This window comes from Frigoribacterium sp. PhB107, assembly GCF_003751515.1.
In the GTDB taxonomy this organism is placed as follows: domain Bacteria; phylum Actinomycetota; class Actinomycetes; order Actinomycetales; family Microbacteriaceae; genus Frigoribacterium.
The window spans coordinates 694,877-720,600 of sequence record NZ_RJKU01000001.1 but is presented as its reverse complement, the minus strand read 5'-3'; the positions used below and the strand labels follow the sequence as shown (position 1 = coordinate 720,600).

Here is a 25,724-nt window from a genome sequence, read left to right as displayed (position 1 = left end):
GCGTCGATCCCGCCGGGCGGCGCCCGCCGGGGAGTCTGGTCGTGGTCGTGGTCATGCTGGTGGTCGTGTCCGCGTGAGGCAGAGGTCGGGTCTCGGTCAGAACCGTCCGCCGCCGGAGCGACGTCCGCCGCCGCCGCCGCCTCCTCCGAAGCCCCCGCCTCCTCCGAAGCCGCCGCCCCCGCCGCTGCGGCCGCCGAAGCCGCCCAGACCCCCGAGGCCGCCGCTGCCGAAGCCTCCGCCTCGCCCGCCGCCGCCCCCGCCGAGCAGTCCGCCGAGGACGATGCCCGTCACGATCCCGCTCAGGTCGGCCCCGCCGCCGCGTCCGCCGCCCCCGCCGAACGGCACGCCCTGCTGGTACGACGAGACCTCGGCCTGTGCCTCCGACGCGGCCGTGCCGGCCAGCTGCACCGCGAGGTGCGCCTCGCCGAGGGCGCGGTCGCGGTCGGAGGTCGCGAGCGAGACGGAGGTCGCGAGGTGCCGCTCGGCCTCGGACAACCGGGTGCGGGGCTGAGGGCCGACCGCGCCACGCCGGGTCTCGATGAAGTCGCGGGCGGCGCTGATCTGGCTCCGCGCCGTGAGGAGCGCCTGGTCGAGCGCGGCCTGGGCCCTGCGGTCCTTCTCGGCGGCGTCGCGCAGCGCCACGAGGGCAGCGTCGATGCGCACGTTGGCGGCATCGAGGCCCGAGAGCACGGCGAGCGGGTCGTCGGTCTGCGTCTCGCCGAGCGCGACGGCCGCACGGGCCGCGGCCACCGAGCCCACCACGTCGACGCCCTCGGGGACACGGTCGGCGGGCAGGCCCTCCGCAGCCGCGATGTCGCGACGCAGGTCGGCCGAGAGCGCGGCGATCGTCGTGCCCGCGGTGCGCAGGGACTCCGCCGCCTTGTCGACGGAGCCGACGAGCTGGTCGACCTGGCCGAGCGACTGGCGCGCGGCACGAACGGCCCCCACGGCCTCGCCCGTGTCGCCTCGGTCGATCGCCGCGGTGGCCGTCGCGGCCGACTCCTCGGCGAACTCGAGGAGCCGGTCGGCCTGGTCGGGCGCGTCGGCGACCGTGGCCACGGCCCGGGCCGAGTACGTCTGCTGCAGCTGCGTCACGAGCGACCGGGCCCGCTGCACCGTCTCACGTCGGCTCGCGACCTCGCCCGGCAGGGCGGCGGCGTCGCGCGGCGCACGTTCTTCGTCGGCGCGGAGGGCGTCGAAGGCCGCCGACTGCTCGTCGAGCGACCGGCCCGCCCCGTCGCAGAGCTGGACGATGCGCTCGGTCCACTCGCGACGCTGCTCGGGCGAGTCGGGCACGGAGTCGTCCAGCCGCTGCTGCAGCTCGAACGCTTCCCGGGCCTGTTCCCTCGCTCCGGTCAGCGCGGCGGCGAACGGCGCGACGGCGTCGTCGCCGAACTGCGCCGCGGCGAAGCCGACCTCCTGCGCGCCGGCGGTCAGCTCGTCGTCGAGGGCGACGAGCAGGGCGGCCGCGCGCCGGTCGAGCTGAGCCTGCGCCTCCTCGGCCGACCGGAAGGCCCGGCGGCGGGCACGGGAGCGGACCACGGCGAACACGACGGCCCCGGCCGCGGCCAGGACGACGAGCGCGACGAGCACCCAGAGCAGCCAGGAGAGATCGGGGCCTGCGGCGTCCTGCCGGATGCCGTCCGCGAGGGCCACGGCCGCCCCTGCCCAGTCCGAGTCCCGCAGCTCGGGCTCGAGGACGTCCGACTGGAGGGACTCCTGCTGGCCGGTGGTGATCGTCGAGCTCGAGGAGACGGAGAGGTCGTAGACCCGGTCGTCGACCGCGACGCTGAGGAGGACGTCGTCCGTGCCGAGCTGGTTGCGCTCCGCGGTGGCGACGCCCCAGGCCGCACTGTCGGCGGGGGACTCGAAGGAGTCGACGTAGACGACGAAGAGGTCGATGCCGGCATCCGCCGAGAGCTGGTCGAGGCTGTCGGTGACCTGCGAGACCTCGGCCGTCGAGAGGACGCCCGCGTCGTCGAGCACGTAGGCGCCGTCGAGGTCGACGGGCGACGACGCCGCGGCCGGCGTCGCGCCGAGGCCGATCGCCCCCACGGCGAGCAGTGCGGCCACGCCGGCGGTGACGGCCCCGCGCACCCCTCGTCGGTCTCGTCGACCCTTCGCGCTGACGGTCACGGTTCTCCCCTCGTCCCGGTGGCTGGAGTCTAGCCACGGGCCCGCTGACGGGGGCCGGGCGGGGTGCTCAGGGTGAGGGAGGGCATCCGTGCCCGACCTGGGGAGGGAGCTCGGCGGAACGGGAGCTCAGCCGACGAAGAGCAGGACGATCGAGGCGACGGCGCAGAGGGCTCCGACGCCGATCAGGATCCACCCCACCGTTCGTAGGGCCTTGCCGTCCTCGTGCGGCGGGTCGAGCCGGGGCCGGGTGGGCCGCCACGGGTCGTAGTGCACCGCCAGCTCCGTCTCGACCGGGGTGTCGACGGGGTGGTCGTCGAACTCCGTCTCGTGCAGCTCGCCCGAGGAGTCCATCCACCTCGCGGTGGCCGCGTGCGCCCAGTCGGGCGCGGGGATGACGACGGCGACCGTCTCTTCCCACCGACGAGAGCGCGAGCGCATGACGGTGCCGGCGAGCAGGAAAGGCGTGCCCACGATGAACCCGAACCAGCCGAAGAGCTCCACGACGGGGGAGATCACGGTGAGGGCGTCGGACACCCCTCGATCGTACTGTGGCCGGGCCGCGTGGTCCTGCCGCCCTAGACTCGTCCCGCCCCGACGACCCCGGAGACCTGCCGACCGTGACCCGCCCCGCCGCCCTCGAGCGCGTGCCCGCCCCGCTGCTCGCCGTCGCGGCCATCGTGTCGGTCCAGTTCGGCGCCGCCCTGGCCCGCACCCACTTCGACGCCCTCGGCCCGCTCGGCGCGGCGGCGCTCCGCCTGGGCTTCGGCGCCCTCGTCCTGCTGCTCGTGTTCCGGCCGCGCGTCGGCGGCTGGCCGCGCCGCACCTGGCTCGGCGTCGTCCTGCTCGGCGCTGCCCTCGCCGGGATGAACCTGCTCATCTACCTGGCCATCGACGTGGTGCCCCTCGGCGTCGCGGTGACGCTCGAGTTCCTCGGCCCGCTCACCGTCGCCCTCGTGCAGACCCGCCGGTTCGTCGACGCGGCCTGGGCCGTCCTCGCGCTGGCGGGGGTCGTCGTGCTCGGCCTCGACTCGAGCGGGGCCACCCCTCTGCTCGGCGTCCTGTTGGCACTCGGGGCGGGCGCTTTCTGGGCCGGCTACATCGTCGCCAACGCCAGCCTCGGACGGGGCGACGACTCGCTCGGCGGCCTCGCCGTCGCGATGACGGTCGCCGCGGTGATCGTGGTGCCGCTGGGGGTCGGGGACGCGGCCTCGGCCGTCTCGGCCGACCCGAGCCTCCTGCTCGTGTTCCTCATCGTCGCGGTGCTCACGAGCGCCTTGCCGTACTCGCTCGAGATGGTGGCCCTGCGGCGGCTGCCGACGCGGGTGTTCGGCGTCCTGTCGAGCCTGGGCCCCGCGACGGCCGCGCTCGCGGGCCTCGTCGTGCTCGGCCAGGCCCTGGGGGCGCGCGAGCTCGTGGCCCTCGCCCTCGTGACGGCCGCGAGCGTCGGCGTCACGGCCACCGCGTGCCGGCCCCGTCGCGACGGGCCGCTCGTGGAGCCGCCGCCCACCTGACGTCGTACCCCTGCGACACCCGTTCCGCCGACGGGTGGTGAGCGGGCGGTCCTGGAGTGACGAGGAGGGGTCGTTGCCGGCTGTACCCCGTTCACGGGGCTTCGCGGCGGCTTCGCGGGGTAGTCTCCGGAGACCGGCCTGACCCGAGGCCGTCTGACCTGAGGAGGACATCATGGGTGCTGTTCTTGAGAGGACGTCTCGAGCGGAGGTCGTGCCCCTGGGCGACGGCTTCCACCGGGTGTCCACCCCCACCGCCGGCGTGATCGGCTTCGTGCACGAGACCGAGGGGCGCTTCGAGGTCCTCCGTGGTCGCGTCCGCTCGGCGACCCGTGCCGAGGGCGCGTACCGGACGCTCGACGTCGCCGTCATCGCGCTGACGTACAGCTGAGCCGCGACGAGGAGTCGACCGCCGGCAACGGAGCCGGGGGCCGACCGCCCACCAGCACGACGAAGGCCCCGCATCAGCGGGGCCTTCGTCGTTGCCGGCCGGTCGGCCGAGGTGGTGCGTGTGCCCCCAGAAGGATTCGAACCTTCGCCCCTGCCTCCGGAGGGCAGTGCTCTATCCCCTGAGCTATGGGGGCCAGGGACCTCGACAAGGCTAGCAGCGATTGCACGCGGTCACGGACGTGGTCGACGGACGCGGCGACCGGACGGGAGCAGGCTGGTCCTGTGACTCCTCCCGACTCCGCGCCCGGCGCCTCCTCGTCCTCGTCCTCGTCCTCGTCCTCGTTCCGCGACCGAGTGAGAGGGGCGGCGTCGCCGAGCCCCGACGTCCGCGAACTCGATGTCTCGTCGACGCCTGCCGACCCGGTCTCGCTGTTCCTCGAGTGGCTCGACGCCGCCGTCGCCGCCGGTGTTGTCCAGCCGCACGCGTTCACGTTGTCGACGGCCTCGACGGCTTCGGGGCCCACCGCCCGCACGCTCCTGCTCAAGGACGTCGACGACGCCTTCTGGTTCACCTCGTCGGCGCTGAGCCCGAAGGGCCGACAGATCGCCGAGGACGAGCGCGTCGCGCTCACCTTCTTCTGGGCGGCGCAGGGGCAGCAGGTCCGCGTCACCGGCTCGGCGGTCGCCGGCCCGCGGGACGTGGCGGAGCAGGACTTCCGCCACCGGCACCCCGACTCGCGTGCCGTCGCCGTCGCCGTGCCGCAGAGCACGGAGGTGGACGACGTGCGGGCGGCCGACGAGGCGCTCGACCGTGCCCGCGCCGAGGTGGAGGCCGACGACGACCTCGTGCCCGACGACTGGACCGCGTACCGAGTCCTTCCGGTGTCGGTCGAGTTCTGGCAGGCCACGACGGGCCGCGACCAGGTGCGCGTGCGGTACGACAGGGTCGGCGACGACTGGCGCCGCGCCTCCCTCTGGCCCTGAGGCAGCGACCGGTTCTGCTGTCGGGCCGACGCCGGAACCGTAACGCCGCGACACACAGCTGGCCAGGGCCGCGGCCGCCGACGAGCATGGAGCCATGACCTCCTCCCTCGTCCGCCCCGGGTCCGCTGCCGTCGTCGCCGCGCGCCCGATGCTGGCCGTGGTCGAGGTGACGGCGCACCGGCCCCACGCTCCGCGGTACCACGCGTACGTCCAGACGCTGAACGAGCGGATCGTCGAGGACGCGATCGCGCTCGGCTGGGACGCCCGGCGTCTCGCAGCGGGCGACCTCGGCGCCGCCGAGCTCCTCCGCGTCACCGACGGTGCCTCCGCGATCGTGATCGCCGGGGGAGAGGACCTCGATCCGGTCACCTGGGGCGGACGCCGCGGCTACGAGGGCGAGGGCCGTCACGACGAGGAGGCGGACGCCGGCCAGATCGCCCTCGTGCGTCGTGCACTCGTGCGGTCCACGCCCCTGCTCGGCATCTGCCGCGGGCACCAGGTGATCGACGTGGCGCTCGGCGGCACGCTCGTGCCGCACCTCGACGACGCCGACGGCGCCCACCGGGGCTCCGGAGCGGTCGAGAGCCTCATGGTCGACCACGACGTCGAGTTCGCCCCTGGCAGCCGCGTCGCGGCGGCGTTCGGCAGCACCACGGCCCGTGTCCGCAGCGCGCACCACCAGGCCGTCGACCGTGTCGGCGAGGGCCTGGAAGTCGTCGCCCGCACCGCCGACGGCGGGGTCGAGGCCGTGGAGCACCAGACCGCGCCGATCACGGGCGTGCAGTGGCACCCGGAAGACCGCGGCGCCGACCGGACGCAGCTGCCGCTCCTCCTGTCCCTGCTGGCGGCCCAGGCCGCCGAGGTGTCCCGCGCCGCCTGACCGCCGCGTCCCGCGCACCGTCCCGACGACCGCGGCTCGGCCGGTGGTCGACCGATCCGCCGGTCGCCCCGCGCCCAGCCGGTAAGATCGACGACCGTGACTCCCGCCGAACTCTCCACGTCCCTGCTCGCCGTCGTCGACGGGGTGCTCCAGCGTCGAGGCGTTCCCGCCGACGTCGTCGTGACGCCCGCCGACGTCGTGCTCGAGCGGCCCCGCAACCGCGACCACGGCGACTGGACCACCAACGTGGCGATGAAGTTCGCCAAGCGGGTCGGCGCCTCGCCGCGCGACCTCGCGACCGAGATCGCGGCCGAGCTGGCCGAGGTCGACGGCGTGTCCGACGTCGACGTCGCCGGGCCCGGCTTCGTCAACGTGCGGCTCGACGCGGCCGCCGCGGGCCTGCTCGCGCGGACGATCGTCGAGCAGGGCGCCGAGTTCGGCCGCGGCACGTACTACGACGGCGTCACCATCGACCTCGAGTTCGTCTCGGCGAACCCGACCGGGCCGATCCACATGGGCGGCGTCCGCTGGGCGGCCGTGGGCGACAGCCTCGCCCGCGTCTTCGAGGCGCAGGGCGCGCTCGTCACCCGCGAGTACTACTTCAACGACCACGGCGGGCAGATCGACCGCTTCGCGCGCAGCTTGGTCGCCCGGGCGCTCGGCGAGCCGACCCCGGAGGACGGCTACGGCGGTCAGTACATCTCCGACATCGCCGACCGCGTGCTCGCGGCGACCGACGTCGACGTGCTCGCGCTGCCGCGCGACGAGGCACAGGAGGCCTTCCGGGCCGCCGGGGTCGACTTCATGTTCGCCGACATCAAGCAGTCGCTGCACGACTTCGGCGTCGACTTCGACGTCTACTTCCACGAGAACGAGCTGCACGAGTCGAAGGCCGTCGAGCGCGCCGTCTCCCGGCTCCGCGAGCTCGGGCACATCTACGAGGCCGAGGGCGCCACCTGGCTGCGCACCAGCGAGTTCGGCGACGACCGCGACCGGGTCGTCATCAAGACGGACGGCGAGGCGGCGTACATCGCGGGCGACCTCGCCTACTACCTCGACAAGCGCGAGCGCGGCTTCGAGCGCAACCTGATCATGCTCGGCGCGGATCACCACGGCTACGTCGGCCGCATGATGGCGATGTGCGCCGCGTTCGGCGACGAGCCGGGCGTCGCCCTCGAGATCCTCATCGGCCAGATGGTCAACCTGCTCCGCGACGGCGAGCCGATGCGCATGTCGAAGCGCGCCGGGACGGTCGTCACGATGGAGGACCTCGTCGACGCCGTCGGCATCGACGCCGGCCGCTACTCGCTGGTGCGCAGCCCGGTGAACAGCTCGATCGACATCGACCTGGACCTCTGGACGCGGCGCACCAACGACAACCCCGTCTTCTACGTCCAGTACGCGCATGCCCGCACGCGGTCCGTGGCGCGCAACGCCGAGGCCGCCGGCGTGACGCGCGACGCGTTCGACGCCTCCCTGCTCGTCCACGAGACCGAGAGCGCCCTCCTCGGCGCCCTGGCCGAGCTGCCGCGCGTCGTCGTCCAGGCCGCCGAGCTCCGCGAGCCGCACCGGGTGGCTCGCTACGTCGAAGAACTGGCAGGCACGTACCACCGCTGGTACGACAGCTGCCGGGTGACTCCGCTCGGCGACGAGGAGGTGACCGACCTGCACCGCACGCGCCTCTGGCTCAACGACGCGGCCGGGCAGGTCATCCGCAACGGCCTCGGCCTCCTGGGAGTCTCCGCTCCCGATCGGATGTGACGAGGGCATGAGCGACGTCGACGACTTCTTCGCCGAGCGGGCCGTCCCGCGCCGCCGTGCCCGGGGCGCCGCCGCCGGTCTGTTCGTGCTGGTCGGCGTCCTGGTGGTGCTCGCGATCCTCGCGGTCGTCGCCGACGTCGTGACCCGCGGCCTGGTCGAGCAGCGCGCCGCAGCCGAGATCTCGACCGCGACCGGCCTCGACGACGTGGCCGTCGACGTCCACGGCACCTCCGTGCTCTGGCAGATCGTGCACGGCTCGCTCGACGACGTGACGCTCTCCTCGGGCTCGGCGGGCGACCCCGTCTCGTTCCGGTTCGACGTCAGCGACGTCCCCACCGATCTCGAGGGCACCTCCGGCGCGGTCACGGGCACGCTCTCGGCCGACTCCGCGACGGTGAGCTCGCTCGAGGGCGTCTCATCCGCCGGCGCGACCGTGACGCTCGGCGACGGCGAGATGACCTACGCCCGCAGCTTCGACGTGCCCCTGCTCGGGCCGGTGCCCGTCGACGTGACGGCCACGCCCGCGATCGCCGACGACGGCCGTGCCCTCGACTTCACCCCGACGCGGGCGTCGCTGCCCGACACCTCCCTGTCGCTCGACCTGACGCCGTTCCTCGGCGACTTCGCCCAGCGCGTCTGCGTCGCCGAGCAGCTGCCCCCGGGCGTCGTGCTCACGTCGGTCGACGTCGAGCCGGGCCGGGTGCAGCTCGGCCTCCGGTCGGACGGGCTGCCCCTGACCTCCTCCGGCCTGGCCGCGAAGGGCAGCTGCAGCTGATGCCGGGGCGCCGACCGCCGCAGGGCTCCGTCACGCGCGGCCGCTGTCGCTAGGCTCGTCGTCGTCCCGCCCCTCCCGATCCCCACCGAGGTCCCCGTGTCGCCCAACCCCCTCGCTCCCGACTGGCTGCTCGAGCCCGACGACGTCGACGAACTCGACCGCTCGGTCTGGTCGCACGGCGCCCTCCGCGGCGACGACGGCGTCGTCGCCGTCGCCGGCGTCCGGGCCACCGAGCTCGTCGCCCGTCACGGCAGTCCCCTCTACGTCGTCGACGAGGACGACTTCCGAGGGCGCGCCCGCGGCGCGAAGGAGGCGTTCGACCGAGAGCTCGGACGTGTCGGCACCAGCGCGGTCGTGTACTACGCCGCCAAGGCCTTCCTGTCCGTCGAGGTCGCCCGCTGGGTCGCCGAGGCGGGCCTGCGCGTCGACATCTGCACCGGCGGCGAGTTCGCCGTCGCCGCGGCGGCCGGGGTCGAGCCCTCGCGCATGGCGTTCCACGGCAACAACAAGTCGCTGGCCGAGATCGACCGCACCGTCGCGGCGGGCATCGGCAACATCGTCGTCGACAACGCGGAGGAGGTGGTGCGGGTGGCCGAGGCCGCGGCCCGTCACGGCGTCGTCCAGTCCGTCCGCGTCCGCGTCAACAGCGGCGTGCACGCGTCGACCCACGACTACCTCGCGACGGCCCGCGAGGACCAGAAGTTCGGCATCACCCTCGCCGACGCACCGGCCGTGGTGGCGGACATCCGCAGCCGGCCCTCGCTGCGGCTCCTCGGCCTGCACTCCCACATCGGCTCCCAGATCTTCGGCTCGGACGGCTTCGGCGAGGCCGCGCGCCGGCTCCTGGCCCTCCACTCCGAGCTGCTCGTCGACGGTCCGGTCCCCGAGCTCAACCTCGGCGGCGGCTTCGGCATCGCCTACACGTCGGTCGACGACGCACGGCCCCTCGACGAGCTCGCCGCAGCGCTGGCCGACATCGTCGCGGCCGAGTGCGCTCGGCTCGGCATCCCGCTGCCCGTGGTCGCCGTCGAGCCCGGCCGGGTGATCGCCGGGCCGTCCGGCACGACCCTCTACACGGTGGGCACGGTCAAGGACGTCGCGGTCACGGTCGACGAGCAGACCGGCGAGACCGCCGTCCGTCGCTACGTCAGCGTCGACGGCGGGATGAGCGACAACGCCCGGCCGGCCCTCTACGAGGCCGACTACTCCGCACGCGTGGTGAGCCGCGCCTCCTCGGCGGCCCCTGCCCTCGTCCGGGTCGCGGGCAAGCACTGCGAGAGCGGCGACCTCGTCGTGCTGGCCGAGTACCTGCCCGCCGACGTCGTGCCGGGCGACCTGCTCGGCGTGCCCGCGACGGGCGCGTACTGCTGGAGCCTCGCGAGCAACTACAACCACGTCGGGCGGCCCCCGGTCGTCGCGGTGCGTGACGGGGCCTCGCGGGTCATCGTCCGCGGTGAGACCGAGGCCGACCTGCTCGCCCGCGACGCCGGCCTCGACTGAGCCTCGCGGCGCACGTCTCCCGACCACCCCTGCCCCTCAGCTCACGGCGCCCCGACCGGGTCGCCTCCACAGAACGGAACACCATGGACGAATACCGCGACGTGAGGGTCGCCCTGCTGGGCGCCGGATCGGTCGGGTCGCAGGTGGCCCGCCTGCTCCTCGAGCACGCCGACGAGTTGGCGGGTCGCGCCGGCGCCGGCCTGCAGCTGGTCGGCATCGGGGTCCGCGACGTCGACGCGCCCCGCGACGTCGACCTGCCGCGCGAGCTGTTCACCACCGACCTCGAGTCGCTGATCCTCGGGGCCGACATCGTCGTCGAGCTCATGGGCGGGCTCGAGCCGGCCCGCCTCCACGTGCTGCAGGCGCTGCTGTCGGGCGCCGACGTCGTCACGGGCAACAAGGCGCTGCTCGCGCACCACGGCCCCGAGCTCTTCGCGGCGGCCGAGCAGGTCGGCGCCCAGCTCTACTACGAGGCGGCTGTCGCCGGCGCCATCCCCATCATCCGACCGCTCCGCGACAGCCTCGCCGGCGACCGGATCCGCCGGATCATGGGCATCGTCAACGGCACGACCAACTTCATCCTCGACCGGATGGACACCGACGGCGACACGCTCGAGGACGCCCTGGCGACCGCGACGGCCCTCGGCTACGCCGAGGCCGACCCGACGGCCGACATCGAGGGCTTCGACGCCGCGCAGAAGGCGGCCATCCTCGCGAGCCTCGCCTTCCACACGACGGTGCCGCTCTCGGCCGTGCACCGCGAGGGCATCACGTCCGTGACGCACGAGCAGGTGCAGGCTGCGCGCAAGGCCGGCTACGTGGTCAAGATCCTGGCGATCTGCGAGCGGCTCACCGACTCGGACGGCGTGGACGGCGTGAGCGCACGCGTCTACCCGGCGCTCGTCCCGCTCGACCACCCGCTGGCCGCCGTCCACGGGGCGAAGAACGCGGTGTTCGTCGAGGCCGAGGCCGCCGGCGACCTCATGTTCTACGGCGCCGGCGCCGGGGGAGTTGAGACCGCCTCGGCGGTGCTCGGCGACCTCGTGTCCGCCGCGCGCCGACACGTCATCGGCGGCCCCGGCGTCGCCGAGTCGACCCAGGCCGACCTGGCCGTGCTGCCCATCGGCCACGTCGTCACCCGATACCAGATCACCCTCGACGTCGCGGACCAGCCCGGCGTCCTCGCCGAGGTCGCGACGGTGCTCAGCCAGCACGGCGTCAGCGTGCACAGCGTCGAGCAGACCGGCGGGCTCGAGCCCGGCGCGTCACGTGACGAGGAGGCGCCCCCCGCGACCGCTACCCTGATCATCGGCACCCACCGTGCCCGCGAGTCCGACCTCGCCGCCACGGTCGTCGCCCTCCGCAACACCGCGGTCGTGAACTCCGTCACGAGCGTCCTGAGAGTCGAAGGAGCCTGATGGCCCACCAGTGGCAGGGTGTCCTGCGCGAGTACGCCGACCGTCTCGACGTGACGGAGGCGACCCCGGTCGTCACCCTCGGCGAGGGCGGCACGCCCCTCATCCCGGCGCCGGCGCTGTCCGCGCGCACCGGGGCGAAGGTGTTCGTCAAGTACGAGGGCATGAACCCGACCGGCTCCTTCAAGGACCGCGGGATGACGATGGCCATCTCGAAGGCGGTCGAGCACGGCGCCAAGGCCGTCATCTGCGCGTCGACCGGCAACACGTCGGCGTCGGCCGCCGCCTACGCCGCGCACGCCGGCATCACCGCCGCGGTGCTCGTGCCCGAGGGCAAGATCGCCATGGGCAAGCTGAGCCAGGCCGTCGCCCACGACGGTCAGCTGATCCAGATCCAGGGCAACTTCGACGACTGCCTCGACATCGCGCGCGACCTGGCCGAGAACTACCCGGTGCACCTCGTGAACTCGGTCAACAACGACCGCATCGAGGGCCAGAAGACGGCCGCGTTCGAGGTCGTCGACGTGCTCGGCGACGCCCCCGACTTCCACTTCCTCCCCGTGGGCAACGCCGGCAACTACACGGCCTACACCCGCGGCTACCGCGAGGACGTCGAGGCCGGTCGGTCCACCCGCCTGCCGCGGATGTTCGGCTTCCAGGCCTCCGGCTCGGCACCGATCGTGGCCGGCGAGGTCGTGAAGCACCCCGAGACCATCGCGAGCGCGATCCGGATCGGCAACCCCGCCTCCTGGCAGCTGGCCCTCGAGGCCCGCGACCTCACGAACGGCTGGTTCGGAGCGATCACGGACGAGGCGATCCTCGCCGCCCAGAAGATCCTGGCGGCCGAGGTCGGCGTCTTCGTCGAGCCGGCCTCGGCGATCAGCGTGGCGGGCCTGCTCGAGCGCTCCGACGCGGGCGTCGTCCCGGCGGGCGCGACGGTCGTCCTCACGGTCACCGGCCACGGCCTCAAGGACCCGCAGTGGGCCCTCCGTCGCGCCGACGGCTCCGAGGTCACGCCGACGGTCGTCGAGAGCGACACCTCGCGCGTCGCCGAGGTGCTCGGGCTCGTCCCGGCCTCTGCGTGACCGAGGCGTGCTGATGACCCGAGCGGGCGACGTGCGGTCGGTGCTGGTCCGGGTGCCGGCGACCTCGGCGAACCTCGGCCCCGGCTTCGACACGCTCGGGCTCGCCGTCTCGCTCTACGACGAGCTCGTGGTCACCACGACCACGGGCTCGGGCGTCGAGGTGCACGTCGAGGGCGTCGGGGCGGGCGAGGTCCCCACCGACGAGGGCAACCTCGTCGTGCAGGCGATCGCCGCGGCCTACGCATCCGTCGGCCAGCCGCTGCCGGGTCTCCGGCTCGAGGCCCGCAACGTGATCCCGCACGGGCGCGGCCTCGGCTCGTCGGCCGCCGCCATCGTCTCCGGCGTCGTCGCGGCCAAGGGCCTGCTGGAGGGGGTGGTCGAGTTCTCCTCCGCCGACCTGCTGCGGGTGGCCACCGAGATGGAAGGACACCCCGACAACGTGGCCCCGGCGCTCTTCGGCGGGCTGACCATCGCGTGGATGACCTCGTCGGGCCCCGCCCACAAGCGCCTGCTCGTGCACCGGGGCGTGTCTCCCGTCGTGTTCGTGCCGGAGTCGACCCTCTCGACGAAGCTCGCACGCAGCCTCCAGCCCGCGTCGGTGCCGCACGAGGACGCGACGTTCAACGTGTCCCGCTCCGCGCTGCTCGTGGCGGCGCTGATCCAGAGCCCCGAGCTGCTGCTCGCCGCCACGGAGGACAGGCTCCACCAGAGCTACCGGGCGAGCGCCATGCCCGAGACCGACGCGCTGATCACCATGCTGCGGGACGCCGGCCTGGCCGCGGTCGTGTCCGGCGCGGGGCCGTCGCTGCTGGTGCTCGGGAGCGACCCCGCGCAGCGCCTCTTCGCAGCGGATCTCGTGGCCGAGCACTCCCTGTCCGACTGGCGCGCCGTCATGCTCGCCGTCGACCTGCGGGGTGCTACAGTGAAGCCGCACCCGGTAGAGAATCAAGATCCCCTGGGCTTCTAGCAGCACCTCCTCGGTTCTCGAGTAGGCGTGTCGAGTCCCCAGGCTCCCTGATCCCCCCGGGCCGCACATCCCGTAGTGCACATCTCGCAGCGTCCGTCCGCCTGTCTGGCGTACGTGCGCCGCACCTCCGTGAGCTCCTCTGCGCATCCCGCGCAGCGCGCATCCGCGCAGGGCCTGCCGACAGGGCAGACCCCAGGCCACGAGGTGTGACCAGCTCAGCCTCGCGGCTCTCGCGGGGGAGCGGAAGGAACCCAACACCAGTGTCAGACGTCGACATCCCCAACTCTGCGGACACCACCGCCGAACTCAGCGCCATGCGCCTCCCGCAGCTCCAGGCCCTCGCCTCCTCGCTCGGCATCAGCGGTCTCTCCAAGCTCCGCAAGGGCGACCTCGTCGCCGCGATCGCCGCCGTGCAGGCGCAGTCGGCCGGGGGCGCCGCTGCCCCGGCCGAGGCCGCCGTGCCCGTCGTCGAGCAGCCCGTGCTCGACGTGCCCGTCGAGGCAGTCGCCGACGCGCCCGTCGAGGGCGTCACCGGCACCGAGCAGGCCGACGCTGCCCAGGTCCCCACCGCCGACGAGGCGCCCGTCGCCCCGACCCGTGCCCGTCGCGGCTCGCGTCGCGCCACCTCCGCGGCCGGCGCTCCCGCCCAGCGCGGCGCCGGCGACCACGTCAACGGCGGAGAGTCGGGCGTCGAGCCCGTCCTCCAGGCCCCCGCCGCGACCCCGGTCGAGGCTCCCGTCGCGCAGGCCGAGCAGGCTCCCGCGGCAGAGGTCGCCCAGGAGGCGCCCGTCGCCGCCGAGCGTCCCTCGCGCAGCCGCCGTGGCTCGCGCCGCGCCTCCGACGCGACCGTCGCCGAGGCTCAGGCCGCGGCGCAGGGCGAGCAGCCCTCCGACGCCACCACCGACCTCGACACGTCCGGCGACGCCGCCGAGCGCGCCCAGGGCGACCAGGGTGCGGACGACCAGGGCCAGGGCCAGGGCGACCAGGCGCAGGGCGATCAGGGCCAGGGCGACCAGTCCGGCCAGCAGGGCGGCGGCCGTCGCAGCCGCAGCCGCGGCCGCGGAGACCGCAAGAACGGCCAGTCCGGCCAGCAGGCCGCGGCCGGCGAGCAGCAGCAGGACCGTCAGCAGCAGGGCGGCCAGAAGGCCGACCAGCAGCAGGGCGACCGCCAGCAGCAGGGCGACCGCCAGCAGCAGGATCGCCAGCAACAGGGCGGCCAGAAGGTCGACCAGCAGCAGGGCGACCGCCAGCAGCAGGACCGTCAGCAGGGCACCGGCCCGCAGCAGCAGGACGAGAACGGCCGTCAGGGCCGTGGCCGTCAGCGTGACCGCAAGCGCGGACGCGGCGTCCAGACCGACGAGTTCGAGCCTGAGATCTCCGAGGACGACGTCCTCATCCCCGTCGCCGGCATCCTCGACGTGCTCGAGAACTACGCCTTCGTCCGCACCACGGGCTACCTGCCCGGCGCGAGCGACGTCTACGTGTCGCTCGGCCAGGTCAAGAAGTACCACCTCCGCAAGGGCGACGCCGTCGTCGGCGCGATCCGCCAGCCGCGCGAGGGCGACCAGGGCCAGGGGCGCCAGAAGTACAACGCGATCGTCCGGATCGACTCGATCAACGGCCAGCCCGTCGAGGAGGCCGCCAAGCGCGTCGAGTTCGGCAAGCTCACGCCTCTCTACCCCCAGGAGCGACTGCGCCTCGAGACCGAGCAGCAGAAGCTCTCGACCCGCATCATCGACCTCGTGTCGCCCATCGGCAAGGGCCAGCGCGGCCTGATCGTCTCGCCGCCCAAGGCCGGCAAGACGCTCGTGCTGCAGGCGATCGCCAACGCCATCGCGGTGAACAACCCCGAGGTGCACCTCATGGTCGTCCTGGTGGACGAGCGTCCCGAAGAGGTCACCGACATGCAGCGCACGGTCAAGGGCGAGGTCATCGCCTCGACGTTCGACCGCCCCGCTGAAGACCACACGACGGTCGCCGAGCTCGCGATCGAGCGGGCGAAGCGCCTCGTCGAGCTGGGCCACGACGTCGTCGTGCTGCTCGACTCCATCACCCGTCTCGGCCGCGCCTACAATCTGTCCGCCCCGGCCTCCGGCCGCGTGCTGTCGGGCGGCGTCGACTCGTCGGCCCTCTACCCGCCGAAGCGCTTCTTCGGCGCCGCGCGCAACATCGAGAACGGCGGCTCGCTGACCATCCTGGCGACCGCGCTGGTCGAGACCGGCTCGAAGATGGACGAGGTGATCTTCGAGGAGTTCAAGGGCACCGGCAACATGGAGCTCCGCCTCTCGCGCCACCTCGCCGACAAGCGCATCTTCCCGGCCGTCGACGTCAACGCCTCCGGCACCCGTCGCGAAGAGATGCTGCTCAGCCCCGACGAGGTCAAGATCACGTGGCGCCTGCGCCGCGCCCTCGCCGGGCTCGAGCAGCAGAAGGCGCTCGAGATCGTCCTCGGCAACCTCAAGGAGACGCAGTCGAACGTGGAGTTCCTCGTGCAGATCCAGAAGTCGATGCCCGCGAACGGCCACGACGCCGGCCACAAAGACCACTGATGTTCGAGTCGGTGTCCGTTCTCCTCGCGGAGCACGACGACCTCCAGACGCAGCTCAGCGACCCCGCGGTGCACGCGGACGCCGCTCGCGCCAAGAAGATCAACCGCCGCTACGCCGAGCTCAGCCGCATCGTGGCTGCCCACTCGGCGTGGCAGCAGGCGGGCGACGACCTCGAGGCCGCACGGGAGCTCGCGAAGGAGGACGAGGCGTTCGCCGACGAGGTGCCCGCGCTCGAGCAGGGCCTCGACGAGTCCCAGGAGAAGCTGCGGCGCCTCCTGATCCCTCGTGACCCCGACGACGGCCGTGACGTGATCATGGAGATCAAGGGGGGCGAGGGAGGCGCGGAGAGCGCCCTGTTCGCCGCCGACCTCCTGCGCATGTACCTGCACTACGCCGAGGGCATGGGCTGGAAGTCCGAGATGATCCAGAGCGACGACAGCGACCTCGGCGGCTACAAGAACGTCCAGGTGGCCATCAAGTCGAACGCCACCGATCCGTCGCAGGGCGTCTGGGCCCATCTGAAGTACGAAGGAGGCGTGCACCGCGTCCAGCGCGTGCCCGCCACGGAGTCCCAGGGGCGCATCCACACCTCCACGACCGGGGTCCTCGTGTTCCCCGAAGTCGACGAGCCGGAGGAGGTCGACATCAACCAGAACGACCTCAAGATCGACGTCTACCGGTCGTCCGGCCCCGGGGGCCAGTCGGTCAACACGACCGACTCGGCCGTCCGCATCACCCACCTGCCCACGGGCATCGTGGTGGCGATGCAGAACGAGAAGAGCCAGCTGCAGAACCGCGAGGCCGGCATGCGCGTCCTGCGCGCGCGCATCCTCGCGCGCCAGCAGGAGGAGCAGGCGGCGATCGCGTCGGACGCCCGCAAGAGCCAGATCCGGGGCATGGACAGGTCGGAGCGCATCCGCACCTACAACTTCCCGGAGAACCGCATCGCCGACCACCGCACCGGCTACAAGGCGTACAACCTCGACGCCGTGATGGACGGGGCCCTGCAGCCCGTCGTCGAGTCGTGCATCCAGGCCGACGAAGAGGCTCGCCTCGCCGAGATCGGCGACGCCGCGTCGTGACCGACGCCGTCGCCGACCTCGGGCACGCCCGCACGGTCGACTCCGCCCTCGCGGCGGGGTCGGCCGTGCTCTCGTCGTCCGGGGTGCCGACACCGGACGTCGACGCGGAGCTGCTGCTCGCCCACGTGCTCGACCTCGGTCGGGGTGTGCTCCGCGCCCGGGTCGTCACCCGGTGCGCCCTGACGGCCGACGCCGCCGGCGCGTTCGCCCGCGCGATCGCCCGGCGCGCCGCCCGTGAGCCTCTCCAGCACATCACGGGCACCGCTCCGTTCCGGTCGATGCAGCTGCACGTCGGACCGGGCGTCTTCGTGCCCCGGCCCGAGACCGAGGGGGTGGCGCAGCTGGCCGTCGACGCCCTGCGCGCCGCGGCCGAGCCCGCCCCGATCGCGGTCGACCTCGGCACAGGCAGCGGCGCCATCGCCCTGGCCATGGCCACGGAGGTGCCCCGAGCGTCCGTCGTCGCGGTCGAGCTCTCGGCCGAGGCCGCCGTCTGGACCCGTCGCAACATCGCCGCGGTCGGCGCCGAGAACGCCCGCCTCGTCGAGGGCGACCTCGCGGACGCCCTGCCCGAGCTCGACGGCACCGTGTCCGTGGTCGCCTCGAACCCGCCGTACATCCCCGTCGGGATGGTGCCGCGCGATCCCGAGGTGCGTCTGCACGACCCCGCGCTCGCCCTCTACGGGGGAGCCGACGGCCTCGACGTCGTGCGCGACCTGTCGGCGACGGCCCTCCGCCTCCTGCGCGTCGGTGGTGTGCTCGTCATCGAGCACGGCGAGGCACAGGGAGGCGCCATCCGGGACCTGCTGGACGCCGACGGCTGGCGGTCCACGGTCACCCACCCCGACCTCACCGGTCGCGACCGTGCGACGACGGCGGTGCGCTGACGCCCTCTCCAGGTCGTCCGCACTATCATCGTCAGGTCATGGCCTCCCTCTACGACCTCTCCGTCGACTCCGAGCTCCTCGCCGGCATGCGCCGAGCACGCGGCGCCATCGGCCGGGGCGAGCTCGTCGTCCTGCCCACCGACACGGTCTACGGCGTGGCCGCCGACGCGTTCGACCCCGGCGCGGTGCAGAAGCTCCTCGACGCCAAGGGGCGGGGCCGCCAGTCGCCGCCTCCCGTCCTCATCAAGGGGCAAGAGACACTCGCCGCGCTCACCTCGACGGTGCCCGAGGTCGTCAGGCCGCTGCTCGACGAGTTCTGGCCGGGGCCGCTCACCGTGATCTTCCGCGCGCAGGCGTCCCTCAGCTGGGACCTCGGCGACACGCGGGGCACCGTCGCCCTGCGCGTGCCGAGCCACCCGCTCACCCTCGAGCTGCTCGAGGAGACGGGGCCGCTCGCCGTCTCGAGCGCCAACCTCACCGGCCAGGCGGCGGCCGAGACCGCCCAGGCGGCCCTCGACATGCTGGGCGACTCGGTGTCGGTGTACCTCGACGCCGGGCCCGTGGGCAGCGACTGGGAACGACGGCCCGGCGCCAACACGGGCTCGACGATCGTCGACGCGACGGGTGCGTCCGACGGCGTCGTCCGCATCGTCCGGCACGGCGTCCTGCCCGACTCCGAGATCAGACGCGTCGTCGGGGCCGACGCCCTCGCGTGAGGTACTACCTGCTCGCGATGGTCATCGCGGCAGTCGTCAGCTTCGTGCTGTCCGTCGTCGTGTGGCGCCTCGGCCTCCGATTCAAGCTCTACCCGACGATCCGCGAGCGAGACGTCCACCAGACGCCGACGCCTCGGCTCGGGGGAGTGGCGATGTGGGCGGGAGTCGTGGTCGCCCTCCTCGCGGCGTGGTTCGTCTTCCCCCTCATCTCCGGCGTCGACTACTTCCGCCTCGTGTTCGCGGACCCCGGCCCGCCGCTGGCGATCCTGGGCGCGGCGACGATCATCGTCGTGATCGGCGTGGTCGACGACCTCTACGACCTCGACTGGATGACCAAGCTCGCCGGCCAGATCATCGCGGCGGGCGTCCTCGCGTGGCAGGGCGTCCAGCTGGTGTCGCTCCCGATCGGCGGCAGCCTCGCCATCGGTTCTCCCTACATGTCGCTGATCCTGACGATCCTGGCCATCGTCCTGGTGATGAACGCGGTCAACTTCATCGACGGCCTCGACGGGCTGGTCGCCGGGGTGACGATCATCGCGAACAGCGTGTTCTTCATCTACAGCTTCGTCATCTCGATCACCATCGGCCAGACCGAGTACTTCAACCTGGCTGCGCTGCTCACGGCCGTCCTCATCGGTGCCTGCCTCGGCTTCCTCCCCCTCAACTGGCATCCGGCACGCCTCTTCATGGGCGACGCGGGCGCCCTGCTCACCGGGCTCGTGATGGCGACCAGCGCCATCTCCGTGACGGGCCAGATCGACCCGGCCACGATCTCACGGTCCGCGCTGCTGCCCGCCTTCATCCCGATCCTGCTGCCGTTCGCCGTCCTGGTGGTGCCCCTCCTCGACTTCGGCCTCGCCGTGCTTCGTCGCGTGAGCGCAGGCAAGTCGCCGTTCACTGCCGATCGCAAGCACCTGCACCACCGCCTCCTCGACATGGGCCACTCGCACTTCCAGGCCGTGCTGATCTTCTACTCGTGGACCCTCGTGGTCTCCGTCGGCTGCCTGATGTTCCTCTTCGTCAAGCCCGCCTGGCTCGTCGGGCTCTTCCTCGGCGTCGGCCTCGTGGTCTGCGCTGCCCTGACCCTCGCTCCGCTCAGCCGCAGGAAGCGCGTCGAGGTCGCCGTCCAGAGCACCCGCACCGCCGACCTCGCGGCGAGCGAGTCGGGACGCTTCGACCCGCTCGACGAGGCCGCCGGAGTCCTCGACCCGTCTGACACCGACACGGCGCAGAACGCCGTGGTGCCCGAACTGACACCCCCGGAGGAACGCCCATGAACGCCCGATCGATCTTCACCAAGATCCTCACCTACACGGGCTTCCTGGCCCTCGCGATCGCCGTGGTGGGAGGCGGTCTCGGGTACGCCCTCGCGGGGACGGACGGGCTCTGGAGCGCGCTCGTCGGGGTGGCCCTCGCCGTCGTCTTCGCCGGCATCACCGCGGCGAGCATGCTCATCGCGATCCGGTTCCGCCTGGCGGCCTTCTTCGGCATCGTGATGGGCGCGTGGCTGCTCAAGCTCGTCATCTTCGTCGTGCTGCTGGTCCTCGTGAAGGACCAGCCCTTCGTGAACGACGTCGTGCTCTTCCTGGCCCTCGTCGTGTCGATCATCGGCACCCTGGCCATCGACGCCCTGGTGGTCGTCCGCGGTCGACTCGGCAACGTCAGCGACGCGGTCCTGCCTCCCGCGCCGCAGGACTGACGGGTCCACGGACCACCACGACGAGGCCCTCCCGGGCCCGTGTGCGGCGGCGACCGGGTCATGTTCCTTGCAGGGCATGAAAAGACCGCCGCCGATTCGTGCCAGCGCCGAATACCTTGATAGAGTCATGACCGTTCCCCGGCCGCGATTCTCTGCGGGTTCGGATGACAACCCCACCAATCGTCGCGACACTTCAGGGTGCTCGCCCCGACACAGGAGATAGCGCTGATAGCGAACGCTGTGAACCTGCTCTCCGCTGCCGAGACCGGCCACGGAGACGGGGGATTCCACGCCCCGACTCTTGACGAGTTCTTCCCGTCCGCGATCTTCTTCGAAGGCACCCCCTTCGAGCTGAACCGCATCATGCTGGTCCGCCTCTTCGCGATCGCCGTCATGCTGCTGCTCTTCTGGCTCGCCCTCCGCAAGGGGCGCCTCGTGCCGTCCCGCGGCCAGAGCATCGCCGAGCTCGGCCTCGACTTCGTCCGCGTGCAGATCGTCGAAGAGATCTTGGGCGAGAAGCTCGGCCGAAAGTACCTGCCGCTGCTGGCCGCGATGTTCTTCGGCATCTTCGCGATGAACATCACGGGCATCGTGCCCGGGCTGAACATCGCAGGCACCTCGGTCGTCGCCATGCCGCTGCTGCTCGGCGTCGTCGCGTACGTCATGTTCATCTACGCGGGCTTCCGCGAGGTGGGCGGGGCGACCTTCTTCCGGAACGCGCTGTTCCCGGCCGGTGTGCCGTGGTACATGTACATCCTGTTGACGCCCATCGAGTTCATCAACATCTTCATCGTCCGGCCCATCTCGTTGGCCTTGCGACTGCTGCTGAACATGATGGTCGGCCACCTCCTCCTCGTGCTCTGCTTCGCCGCGACGCACTTCTTCTTCTTCAGCATGAGCGGTGGGTTCATGGCGTTCGGCGCCCTGACCCTCATCGGCGGATTCGTGATGACCATCGTCGAGATGGCCGTCGCCGTGCTGCAGGCCTACGTCTTCACGCTCCTCGCCTCGGTCTACATCCAACAGGCCGCGTCGAACGAACACTGAGCGTCGAACGAACACTAAGAACGACGGGGCCCGTCGCCTGACGAGCCCCGCCCAACCGGAAGGAAACACAAGTGGACACCACCACGATCCTCGCTGAGATCAACGGCAACATCGCGACCGTCGGCTACGGCCTCGCAGCGATCGGCCCCGGCATCGGCATCGGCATCGTCGCGGGCAAGACCGTCGAGGCCATGGCACGTCAGCCCGAGCTGGCCGGCCGCCTCCAGGTCACGATGTTCCTCGGCATCGCGTTCACCGAGCTGCTGGGCTTCATCGGCCTCGCCGCCGGCTTCATCTTCTCCTGATCAGTTAGGACGACACACCGATGATCGAGACGATCCTCGCGGCCGAGGGCGGTGCTCCCGAAGGGGCTGCCGTCTTCTTCCCCGCCGGTTACGACATCCTCTGGTCTCTCGTCGTCTTCGTGGTCATCGCCGCGTTCTTCGGGATCTTCGCGATCCCGAAGTTCCGCAAGATCCTCGACGAGCGTGCCGAGCGCATCGAAGGCGGCATCGCCCACGCCGAGGCCGCACAGGCCGAGGCGGCGAAGGCCCTCGACGAGTACAAGAAGCAGCTTGCCGACGCCCGTGCCGAGGCGGCTCGCATCCGTGAGGCCGCTCGTGCTGAGGGCGCCGAGATCCTCGCCGACCTCAAGCAGCAGGCACAGGCTGAGGCCGATCGCGTCACCGCGAACGCCCACGTCCAGATCGAGGCCGAGCGCGCGGCTGCTGTCGCGTCGCTCCGCGCCGAGGTCGGCTCGCTGGCCATCGACCTCGCGTCGGGCGTCATCGGCGAGTCCCTGGCGGACGACGCCAAGGCATCGGCCGTCGTCGACCGGTTCCTGGCCGACCTCGAGGCCGACCAGAACACGAAGGCGGGCCGCTGACGATGGGCTCCATGTCCCGTGAGGCGCTCGGGTCGGCGAGGTCCACCCTCGCCGACCTCGGCGGTGCCGCAGACCTGACCACGGGCGAGCAGGTGCTCGACGCCGGTCGCGTCATCGGCGGCAATGTCCAGCTCCAGGCCTACTTCGCCGACCCCGCCGTCGGCGCGGCCACCAAGAAGCAGCTCGTCGACCGCGTGTTCGGTGCCTTCACCGAGCCGGCGCGTGCGCTGGTGCTGTCCGTGGTGGGTCGCCGCTGGTCCTCGAAGCGCGATCTCCTCGCGGGCATGGAAGAGATCGGCATCCGTGTCGTCGCCTCCACGATCCCCGACGGCAGCACGATCGCGAACGAGCTCTTCGCGTTCGACGCAGCCGTCCGTTCCGACTCCTCCCTCGAGCTCGCCATCGGCACCAAGCTGAGCGATCCCGAGGCGAAGGCAGGCCTCGTGCAGCGCCTCCTCGGGGGACGCGCGAGCGAGCAGACGATCACGATCGTCGGCCACCTCGTCCGTCAGCCCCGCGGCCGTCGGATCGGGGAGCTCCTCCGCACGGCAGCCGAGATCGTGTCCGACCAGTCGGACCAGCTCGTCGCCACGGTCACGACCGCGCGCGTCCTCGACGACGCCCACGCGGCCCGCCTCGAACAGGGTCTGTCCCGACAGTTCGGGCGTAGCCTCCGCATCAACCAGGTCGTCGACCCCGCCGTGATCGGCGGGCTCCGCGTCCAGGTCGGCGACGAGGTCATCGACGGGACCGTCGCCACCAAGCTCAGCGCGCTCCGCCTCCAGCTCGCCGGCTAGGCACGCACCCCACACAGACTCGAGGCCTCCTGAAGCCTCGCTACGAATAGGAATCACAATGGCAGACATCAAGATCAGCCCCGATGAGATTCGCGATGCGCTGAAGGACTTCGTGTCGTCGTACGACCCGTCCAAGGCCTCGACGACCGAGGTCGGCTACGTCACGGACGCCGCTGACGGCATCGCGCACGTCCAGGGTCTCCCCGGCGTCATGGCCAACGAGCTCATCCGCTTCGCGGACGGCACGCAGGGCCTGGCCCAGAACCTCGACGAGGACGAGATCGGCACGATCGTGCTCGGCGAGTTCTCCGGCATCGAGGAGGGCATGGAGGTGACCCGCACCGGCGAGGTCCTCTCGGTCCCCGTCGGCGACGGCTTCCTCGGCCGCGTGGTCGACCCCCTGGGGGCGCCCATCGACGGTCTCGGCGAGATCGCGAACGAGGGGCGTCGCGCCCTCGAGCTCCAGGCCCCCGGCGTCATGCAGCGCAAGTCGGTGCACGAGCCCATGCAGACCGGCATCAAGGCCATCGACGCCATGATCCCGGTCGGCCGTGGCCAGCGTCAGCTGATCATCGGCGACCGCCAGACCGGCAAGACGGCCATCGCGATCGACACGATCATCAACCAGAAGGCCAACTGGGAGTCGGGCGACGTCAACAAGCAGGTCCGCTGCATCTACGTCGCCATCGGCCAGAAGGGCTCGACGATCGCGTCCGTGAAGGGCGCCCTCGAAGAGTCCGGCGCCATGGAGTACACGACGATCGTCGCCGCTCCGGCGTCCGACCCCGCGGGCTTCAAGTACCTCGCCCCCTACACCGGCTCGGCCATCGGCCAGCACTGGATGTACGGCGGCAAGCACGTCCTCATCATCTTCGACGACCTCTCGAAGCAGGCCGAGGCCTACCGTGCCGTGTCGCTCCTCCTGCGTCGCCCGCCGGGCCGCGAGGCGTACCCCGGCGACGTCTTCTACCTGCACTCGCGTCTGCTCGAGCGCTGCGCGAAGCTCTCGGACGAGCTGGGCGCCGGCTCGATGACCGGTCTCCCGATCATCGAGACCAAGGCCAACGACGTCTCGGCGTACATCCCGACCAACGTGATCTCCATCACCGACGGCCAGATCTTCCTGCAGTCCGACCTGTTCAACGCCAACCAGCGTCCCGCTGTCGACGTCGGCATCTCGGTCTCGCGAGTGGGCGGCGACGCGCAGCTGAAGTCGATCAAGAAGGTCTCCGGCACGCTCAAGCTCGAGCTGGCGCAGTACCGCTCGCTCGAGGCCTTCGCGATGTTCGCGTCCGACCTCGACGCGGCGAGCCGTCGTCAGCTGGCTCGTGGCGCGCGCCTCACGGAGCTGCTCAAGCAGCCGCAGTACTCGCCGTACCCCGTCGAGGACCAGGTCGTCTCGATCTGGGCCGGCACGAACGGCAAGCTCGACGAGGTCCCCGTGCCCGACGTGCTGCGCTTCGAGCGTGAGCTGCTCGACTACCTCGGTCGCAACACCTCGGTGCTGTCGGACCTCCGTGAGAAGAACGTCCTGTCGGACGACATCGTCTCGGCGCTCGACGCCGGCGTGGACGCCTTCAAGCAGGAGTTCCAGACGGGGGAGGGCAAGCCCCTCGCCTCGGTCGGCACCGAGCAGTTCGAGGCCACCGACGCGGCCGACGTCAACCAGGAGAAGATCGTCAAGGCCAAGCGCTGACGCGCTCGACCGACGATCACGACTGACGAGACAACAGGAGAGTCATGGGAGCCCAGCTAAGGGTCTACCGCCAGAGGATCCGGTCCGCGCAGACCACCAAGAAGGTCACGCGTGCGATGGAGCTCATCTCGGCCTCGCGCATCCAGAAGGCGCAGGCCAGGATGAAGGCCTCCGGACCGTACTCGCGTGCCATCACGCGTGCGGTCTCGGCCGTGGCGACGTTCTCGGACGTCGACCACATCCTCACCACCGAGCCCGCGACCGTGGAGCGTGCAGCGGTCGTCGTGTTCACGTCCGACCGCGGCCTGAACGGCGCCTTCAGCTCGAACACGCTGAAGGAGGCCGAGCAGCTCGCGACCCTGCTCCGCGGACAGGGCAAGGACGTCGTGTTCTACCTCGTCGGCCGCAAGGCGCAGAACTACTTCGCGTTCCGCAAGCGCGACTCGGAGCAGATCTGGACGGGCAACACCGACCAGCCCGAGTTCGCGACTGCGAAGGAGATCGGCGACGCAGTCGTGGCGAAGTTCCTGACGGACGCGTCCGAGGGCGGCGTGGACGAGATCCACATCGTCTACAACCGCTTCGTGAACATGGTCAGCCAGGTTCCCGAGGTCGTCCGTCTCCTTCCCCTCGAGGTCGTCGAGGGCGTCGAGGCGCCCGCCGACGACGAGATCCTGCCGCTGTACGACTTCGAGCCCGACGCCACCGAGGTGCTCGACTCGCTGCTGCCGGTCTACATCGAGAGCCGCATCTTCAACGCGATGCTGCAGTCGGCGGCGTCCGAGCACGCTGCTCGCCAGAAGGCCATGAAGGCTGCCAGCGACAACGCGGACACCCTCATCCGGGACTTCACCCGTCTGGCGAACAACGCTCGCCAGGCCGAGATCACGCAGCAGATCTCCGAGATCGTGGGCGGCGCAGACGCCCTCAGCTCGGCCAAGTAGATCTGCCCCCCAGCATCACCATC

Annotated in this window: 24 protein-coding genes and 1 tRNA gene; 22 read left to right on the top strand and 3 right to left on the bottom strand. The window is 71.9% G+C overall.

Features of this window, described 5'->3' with window-relative positions:
* Nucleotides 1-96 precede the first annotated feature (96 nt).
* Nucleotides 97-2,136 carry a TPM domain-containing protein gene (locus tag EDF18_RS16730; RefSeq protein WP_123546347.1) on the bottom strand — a complete coding sequence of 680 codons (2,040 nt, stop codon included), beginning with the start codon at nt 2,134-2,136 and terminating at the stop codon, nt 97-99.
* Between the two features lie 126 nt (nt 2,137-2,262).
* The gene (locus EDF18_RS03235; protein ID WP_123546345.1) at nt 2,263-2,670 is read right to left on the bottom strand and encodes a hypothetical protein; all 408 of its coding nucleotides are present in this window, start codon (nt 2,668-2,670) and stop codon (nt 2,263-2,265) included.
* Between the two features lie 83 nt (nt 2,671-2,753).
* Between EDF18_RS03235 and EDF18_RS03230 the strand changes: the two genes are divergently transcribed.
* Together EDF18_RS03230 and EDF18_RS16210 are read left to right on the top strand one after the other, a co-directional pair.
* On the top strand, nt 2,754-3,647 hold the full coding sequence (locus tag EDF18_RS03230) for a DMT family transporter (RefSeq protein ID WP_123546343.1): 894 nt from the start codon (nt 2,754-2,756) through the stop codon (nt 3,645-3,647).
* 211 nt (nt 3,648-3,858) lie between these two features.
* Complete coding sequence (locus EDF18_RS16210; RefSeq protein ID WP_158614603.1) at nt 3,859-4,035, top strand: hypothetical protein; 177 nt, start codon at nt 3,859-3,861, stop codon at nt 4,033-4,035.
* A 121-nt stretch (nt 4,036-4,156) separates the two neighbouring features.
* On the opposite strand, the gene EDF18_RS03225 is transcribed toward EDF18_RS16210, so the two are convergent.
* Nucleotides 4,157-4,228: transfer RNA gene (locus EDF18_RS03225), tRNA-Arg, on the bottom strand.
* An 88-nt stretch (nt 4,229-4,316) separates the two neighbouring features.
* Here EDF18_RS03225 and EDF18_RS03220 point away from each other — a divergent pair.
* The 20 genes from EDF18_RS03220 (at nt 4,317) to EDF18_RS03125 (ending at nt 25,701) form a co-directional block, all read left to right on the top strand.
* On the top strand, nt 4,317-5,018 hold the full coding sequence (locus EDF18_RS03220; protein ID WP_199732311.1) for a pyridoxal 5'-phosphate synthase: 702 nt from the start codon (nt 4,317-4,319) through the stop codon (nt 5,016-5,018).
* Nucleotides 5,019-5,112: 94 nt separating this feature from the next.
* Nucleotides 5,113-5,898, top strand: coding sequence for a gamma-glutamyl-gamma-aminobutyrate hydrolase family protein (locus EDF18_RS03215; protein WP_233568961.1), 786 nt, complete (start codon nt 5,113-5,115; stop codon nt 5,896-5,898).
* Nucleotides 5,899-5,994: 96 nt separating this feature from the next.
* Nucleotides 5,995-7,659, top strand: a complete 1,665-nt coding sequence (gene argS, locus EDF18_RS03210; protein WP_123546339.1) for an arginine--tRNA ligase — start codon at nt 5,995-5,997, stop codon at nt 7,657-7,659.
* Nucleotides 7,660-7,666: 7 nt separating this feature from the next.
* Entirely contained in the window at nt 7,667-8,434 is a 768-nt protein-coding gene (locus EDF18_RS03205) for a DUF2993 domain-containing protein (protein ID WP_123546337.1), read from the top strand.
* 96 nt (nt 8,435-8,530) lie between these two features.
* On the top strand, nt 8,531-9,934 hold the full coding sequence (gene lysA / locus EDF18_RS03200) for a diaminopimelate decarboxylase (RefSeq protein ID WP_123546335.1): 1,404 nt from the start codon (nt 8,531-8,533) through the stop codon (nt 9,932-9,934).
* Between the two features lie 83 nt (nt 9,935-10,017).
* Entirely contained in the window at nt 10,018-11,352 is a 1,335-nt protein-coding gene (locus tag EDF18_RS03195) for a homoserine dehydrogenase (RefSeq protein WP_123546333.1), read from the top strand.
* The gene (gene thrC / locus EDF18_RS03190) at nt 11,352-12,434 is read left to right on the top strand and encodes a threonine synthase (RefSeq protein ID WP_123546331.1); all 1,083 of its coding nucleotides are present in this window, start codon (nt 11,352-11,354) and stop codon (nt 12,432-12,434) included. Before EDF18_RS03195 ends, thrC begins: the two co-directional genes overlap by 1 nt.
* A gap of 13 nt (nt 12,435-12,447) precedes the next feature.
* On the top strand, nt 12,448-13,401 hold the full coding sequence (gene thrB, locus EDF18_RS03185) for a homoserine kinase (protein WP_123547256.1): 954 nt from the start codon (nt 12,448-12,450) through the stop codon (nt 13,399-13,401).
* A 260-nt stretch (nt 13,402-13,661) separates the two neighbouring features.
* Complete coding sequence (gene rho / locus EDF18_RS03180) at nt 13,662-15,950, top strand: transcription termination factor Rho (RefSeq protein WP_123546329.1); 2,289 nt, start codon at nt 13,662-13,664, stop codon at nt 15,948-15,950.
* Nucleotides 15,950-17,032, top strand: a complete 1,083-nt coding sequence (gene prfA / locus EDF18_RS03175; RefSeq protein ID WP_123546327.1) for a peptide chain release factor 1 — start codon at nt 15,950-15,952, stop codon at nt 17,030-17,032. Before rho ends, prfA begins: the two co-directional genes overlap by 1 nt.
* A complete protein-coding gene (gene prmC / locus EDF18_RS03170; RefSeq protein ID WP_123546325.1) occupies nt 17,029-17,916 on the top strand; it encodes a peptide chain release factor N(5)-glutamine methyltransferase in 888 nt (295 codons plus the stop codon). Before prfA ends, prmC begins: the two co-directional genes overlap by 4 nt.
* 38 nt (nt 17,917-17,954) lie before the next feature.
* Entirely contained in the window at nt 17,955-18,632 is a 678-nt protein-coding gene (locus EDF18_RS03165) for an L-threonylcarbamoyladenylate synthase (protein ID WP_123546323.1), read from the top strand.
* The gene (locus EDF18_RS03160; RefSeq protein WP_369878088.1) at nt 18,629-19,909 is read left to right on the top strand and encodes an MraY family glycosyltransferase; all 1,281 of its coding nucleotides are present in this window, start codon (nt 18,629-18,631) and stop codon (nt 19,907-19,909) included. Before EDF18_RS03165 ends, EDF18_RS03160 begins: the two co-directional genes overlap by 4 nt.
* Nucleotides 19,906-20,331 (top strand): hypothetical protein, encoded by a 426-nt coding sequence (locus tag EDF18_RS03155; RefSeq protein WP_123546321.1) that lies wholly within the window; start codon nt 19,906-19,908, stop codon nt 20,329-20,331. The genes EDF18_RS03160 and EDF18_RS03155 overlap by 4 nt, the downstream gene beginning before the upstream one ends.
* 240 nt (nt 20,332-20,571) lie before the next feature.
* Nucleotides 20,572-21,378: a F0F1 ATP synthase subunit A gene (gene atpB, locus EDF18_RS03150; RefSeq protein WP_123546319.1), complete on the top strand. Its 807-nt coding sequence runs from the start codon at nt 20,572-20,574 to the stop codon at nt 21,376-21,378.
* 71 nt (nt 21,379-21,449) lie between these two features.
* A complete protein-coding gene (gene atpE / locus EDF18_RS03145; protein ID WP_043594505.1) occupies nt 21,450-21,683 on the top strand; it encodes an ATP synthase F0 subunit C in 234 nt (77 codons plus the stop codon).
* Nucleotides 21,684-21,703: 20 nt separating this feature from the next.
* Nucleotides 21,704-22,264 carry a F0F1 ATP synthase subunit B gene (locus EDF18_RS03140; protein WP_123546317.1) on the top strand — a complete coding sequence of 187 codons (561 nt, stop codon included), beginning with the start codon at nt 21,704-21,706 and terminating at the stop codon, nt 22,262-22,264.
* 2 nt (nt 22,265-22,266) lie between these two features.
* The gene (locus tag EDF18_RS03135; protein ID WP_123546315.1) at nt 22,267-23,061 is read left to right on the top strand and encodes a F0F1 ATP synthase subunit delta; all 795 of its coding nucleotides are present in this window, start codon (nt 22,267-22,269) and stop codon (nt 23,059-23,061) included.
* A gap of 58 nt (nt 23,062-23,119) precedes the next feature.
* Nucleotides 23,120-24,757 carry a F0F1 ATP synthase subunit alpha gene (gene atpA, locus EDF18_RS03130; protein WP_123546313.1) on the top strand — a complete coding sequence of 546 codons (1,638 nt, stop codon included), beginning with the start codon at nt 23,120-23,122 and terminating at the stop codon, nt 24,755-24,757.
* A 44-nt stretch (nt 24,758-24,801) separates the two neighbouring features.
* The gene (locus EDF18_RS03125; RefSeq protein WP_123546312.1) at nt 24,802-25,701 is read left to right on the top strand and encodes a F0F1 ATP synthase subunit gamma; all 900 of its coding nucleotides are present in this window, start codon (nt 24,802-24,804) and stop codon (nt 25,699-25,701) included.
* The last annotated feature ends 23 nt before the right edge of the window (nt 25,702-25,724 follow it).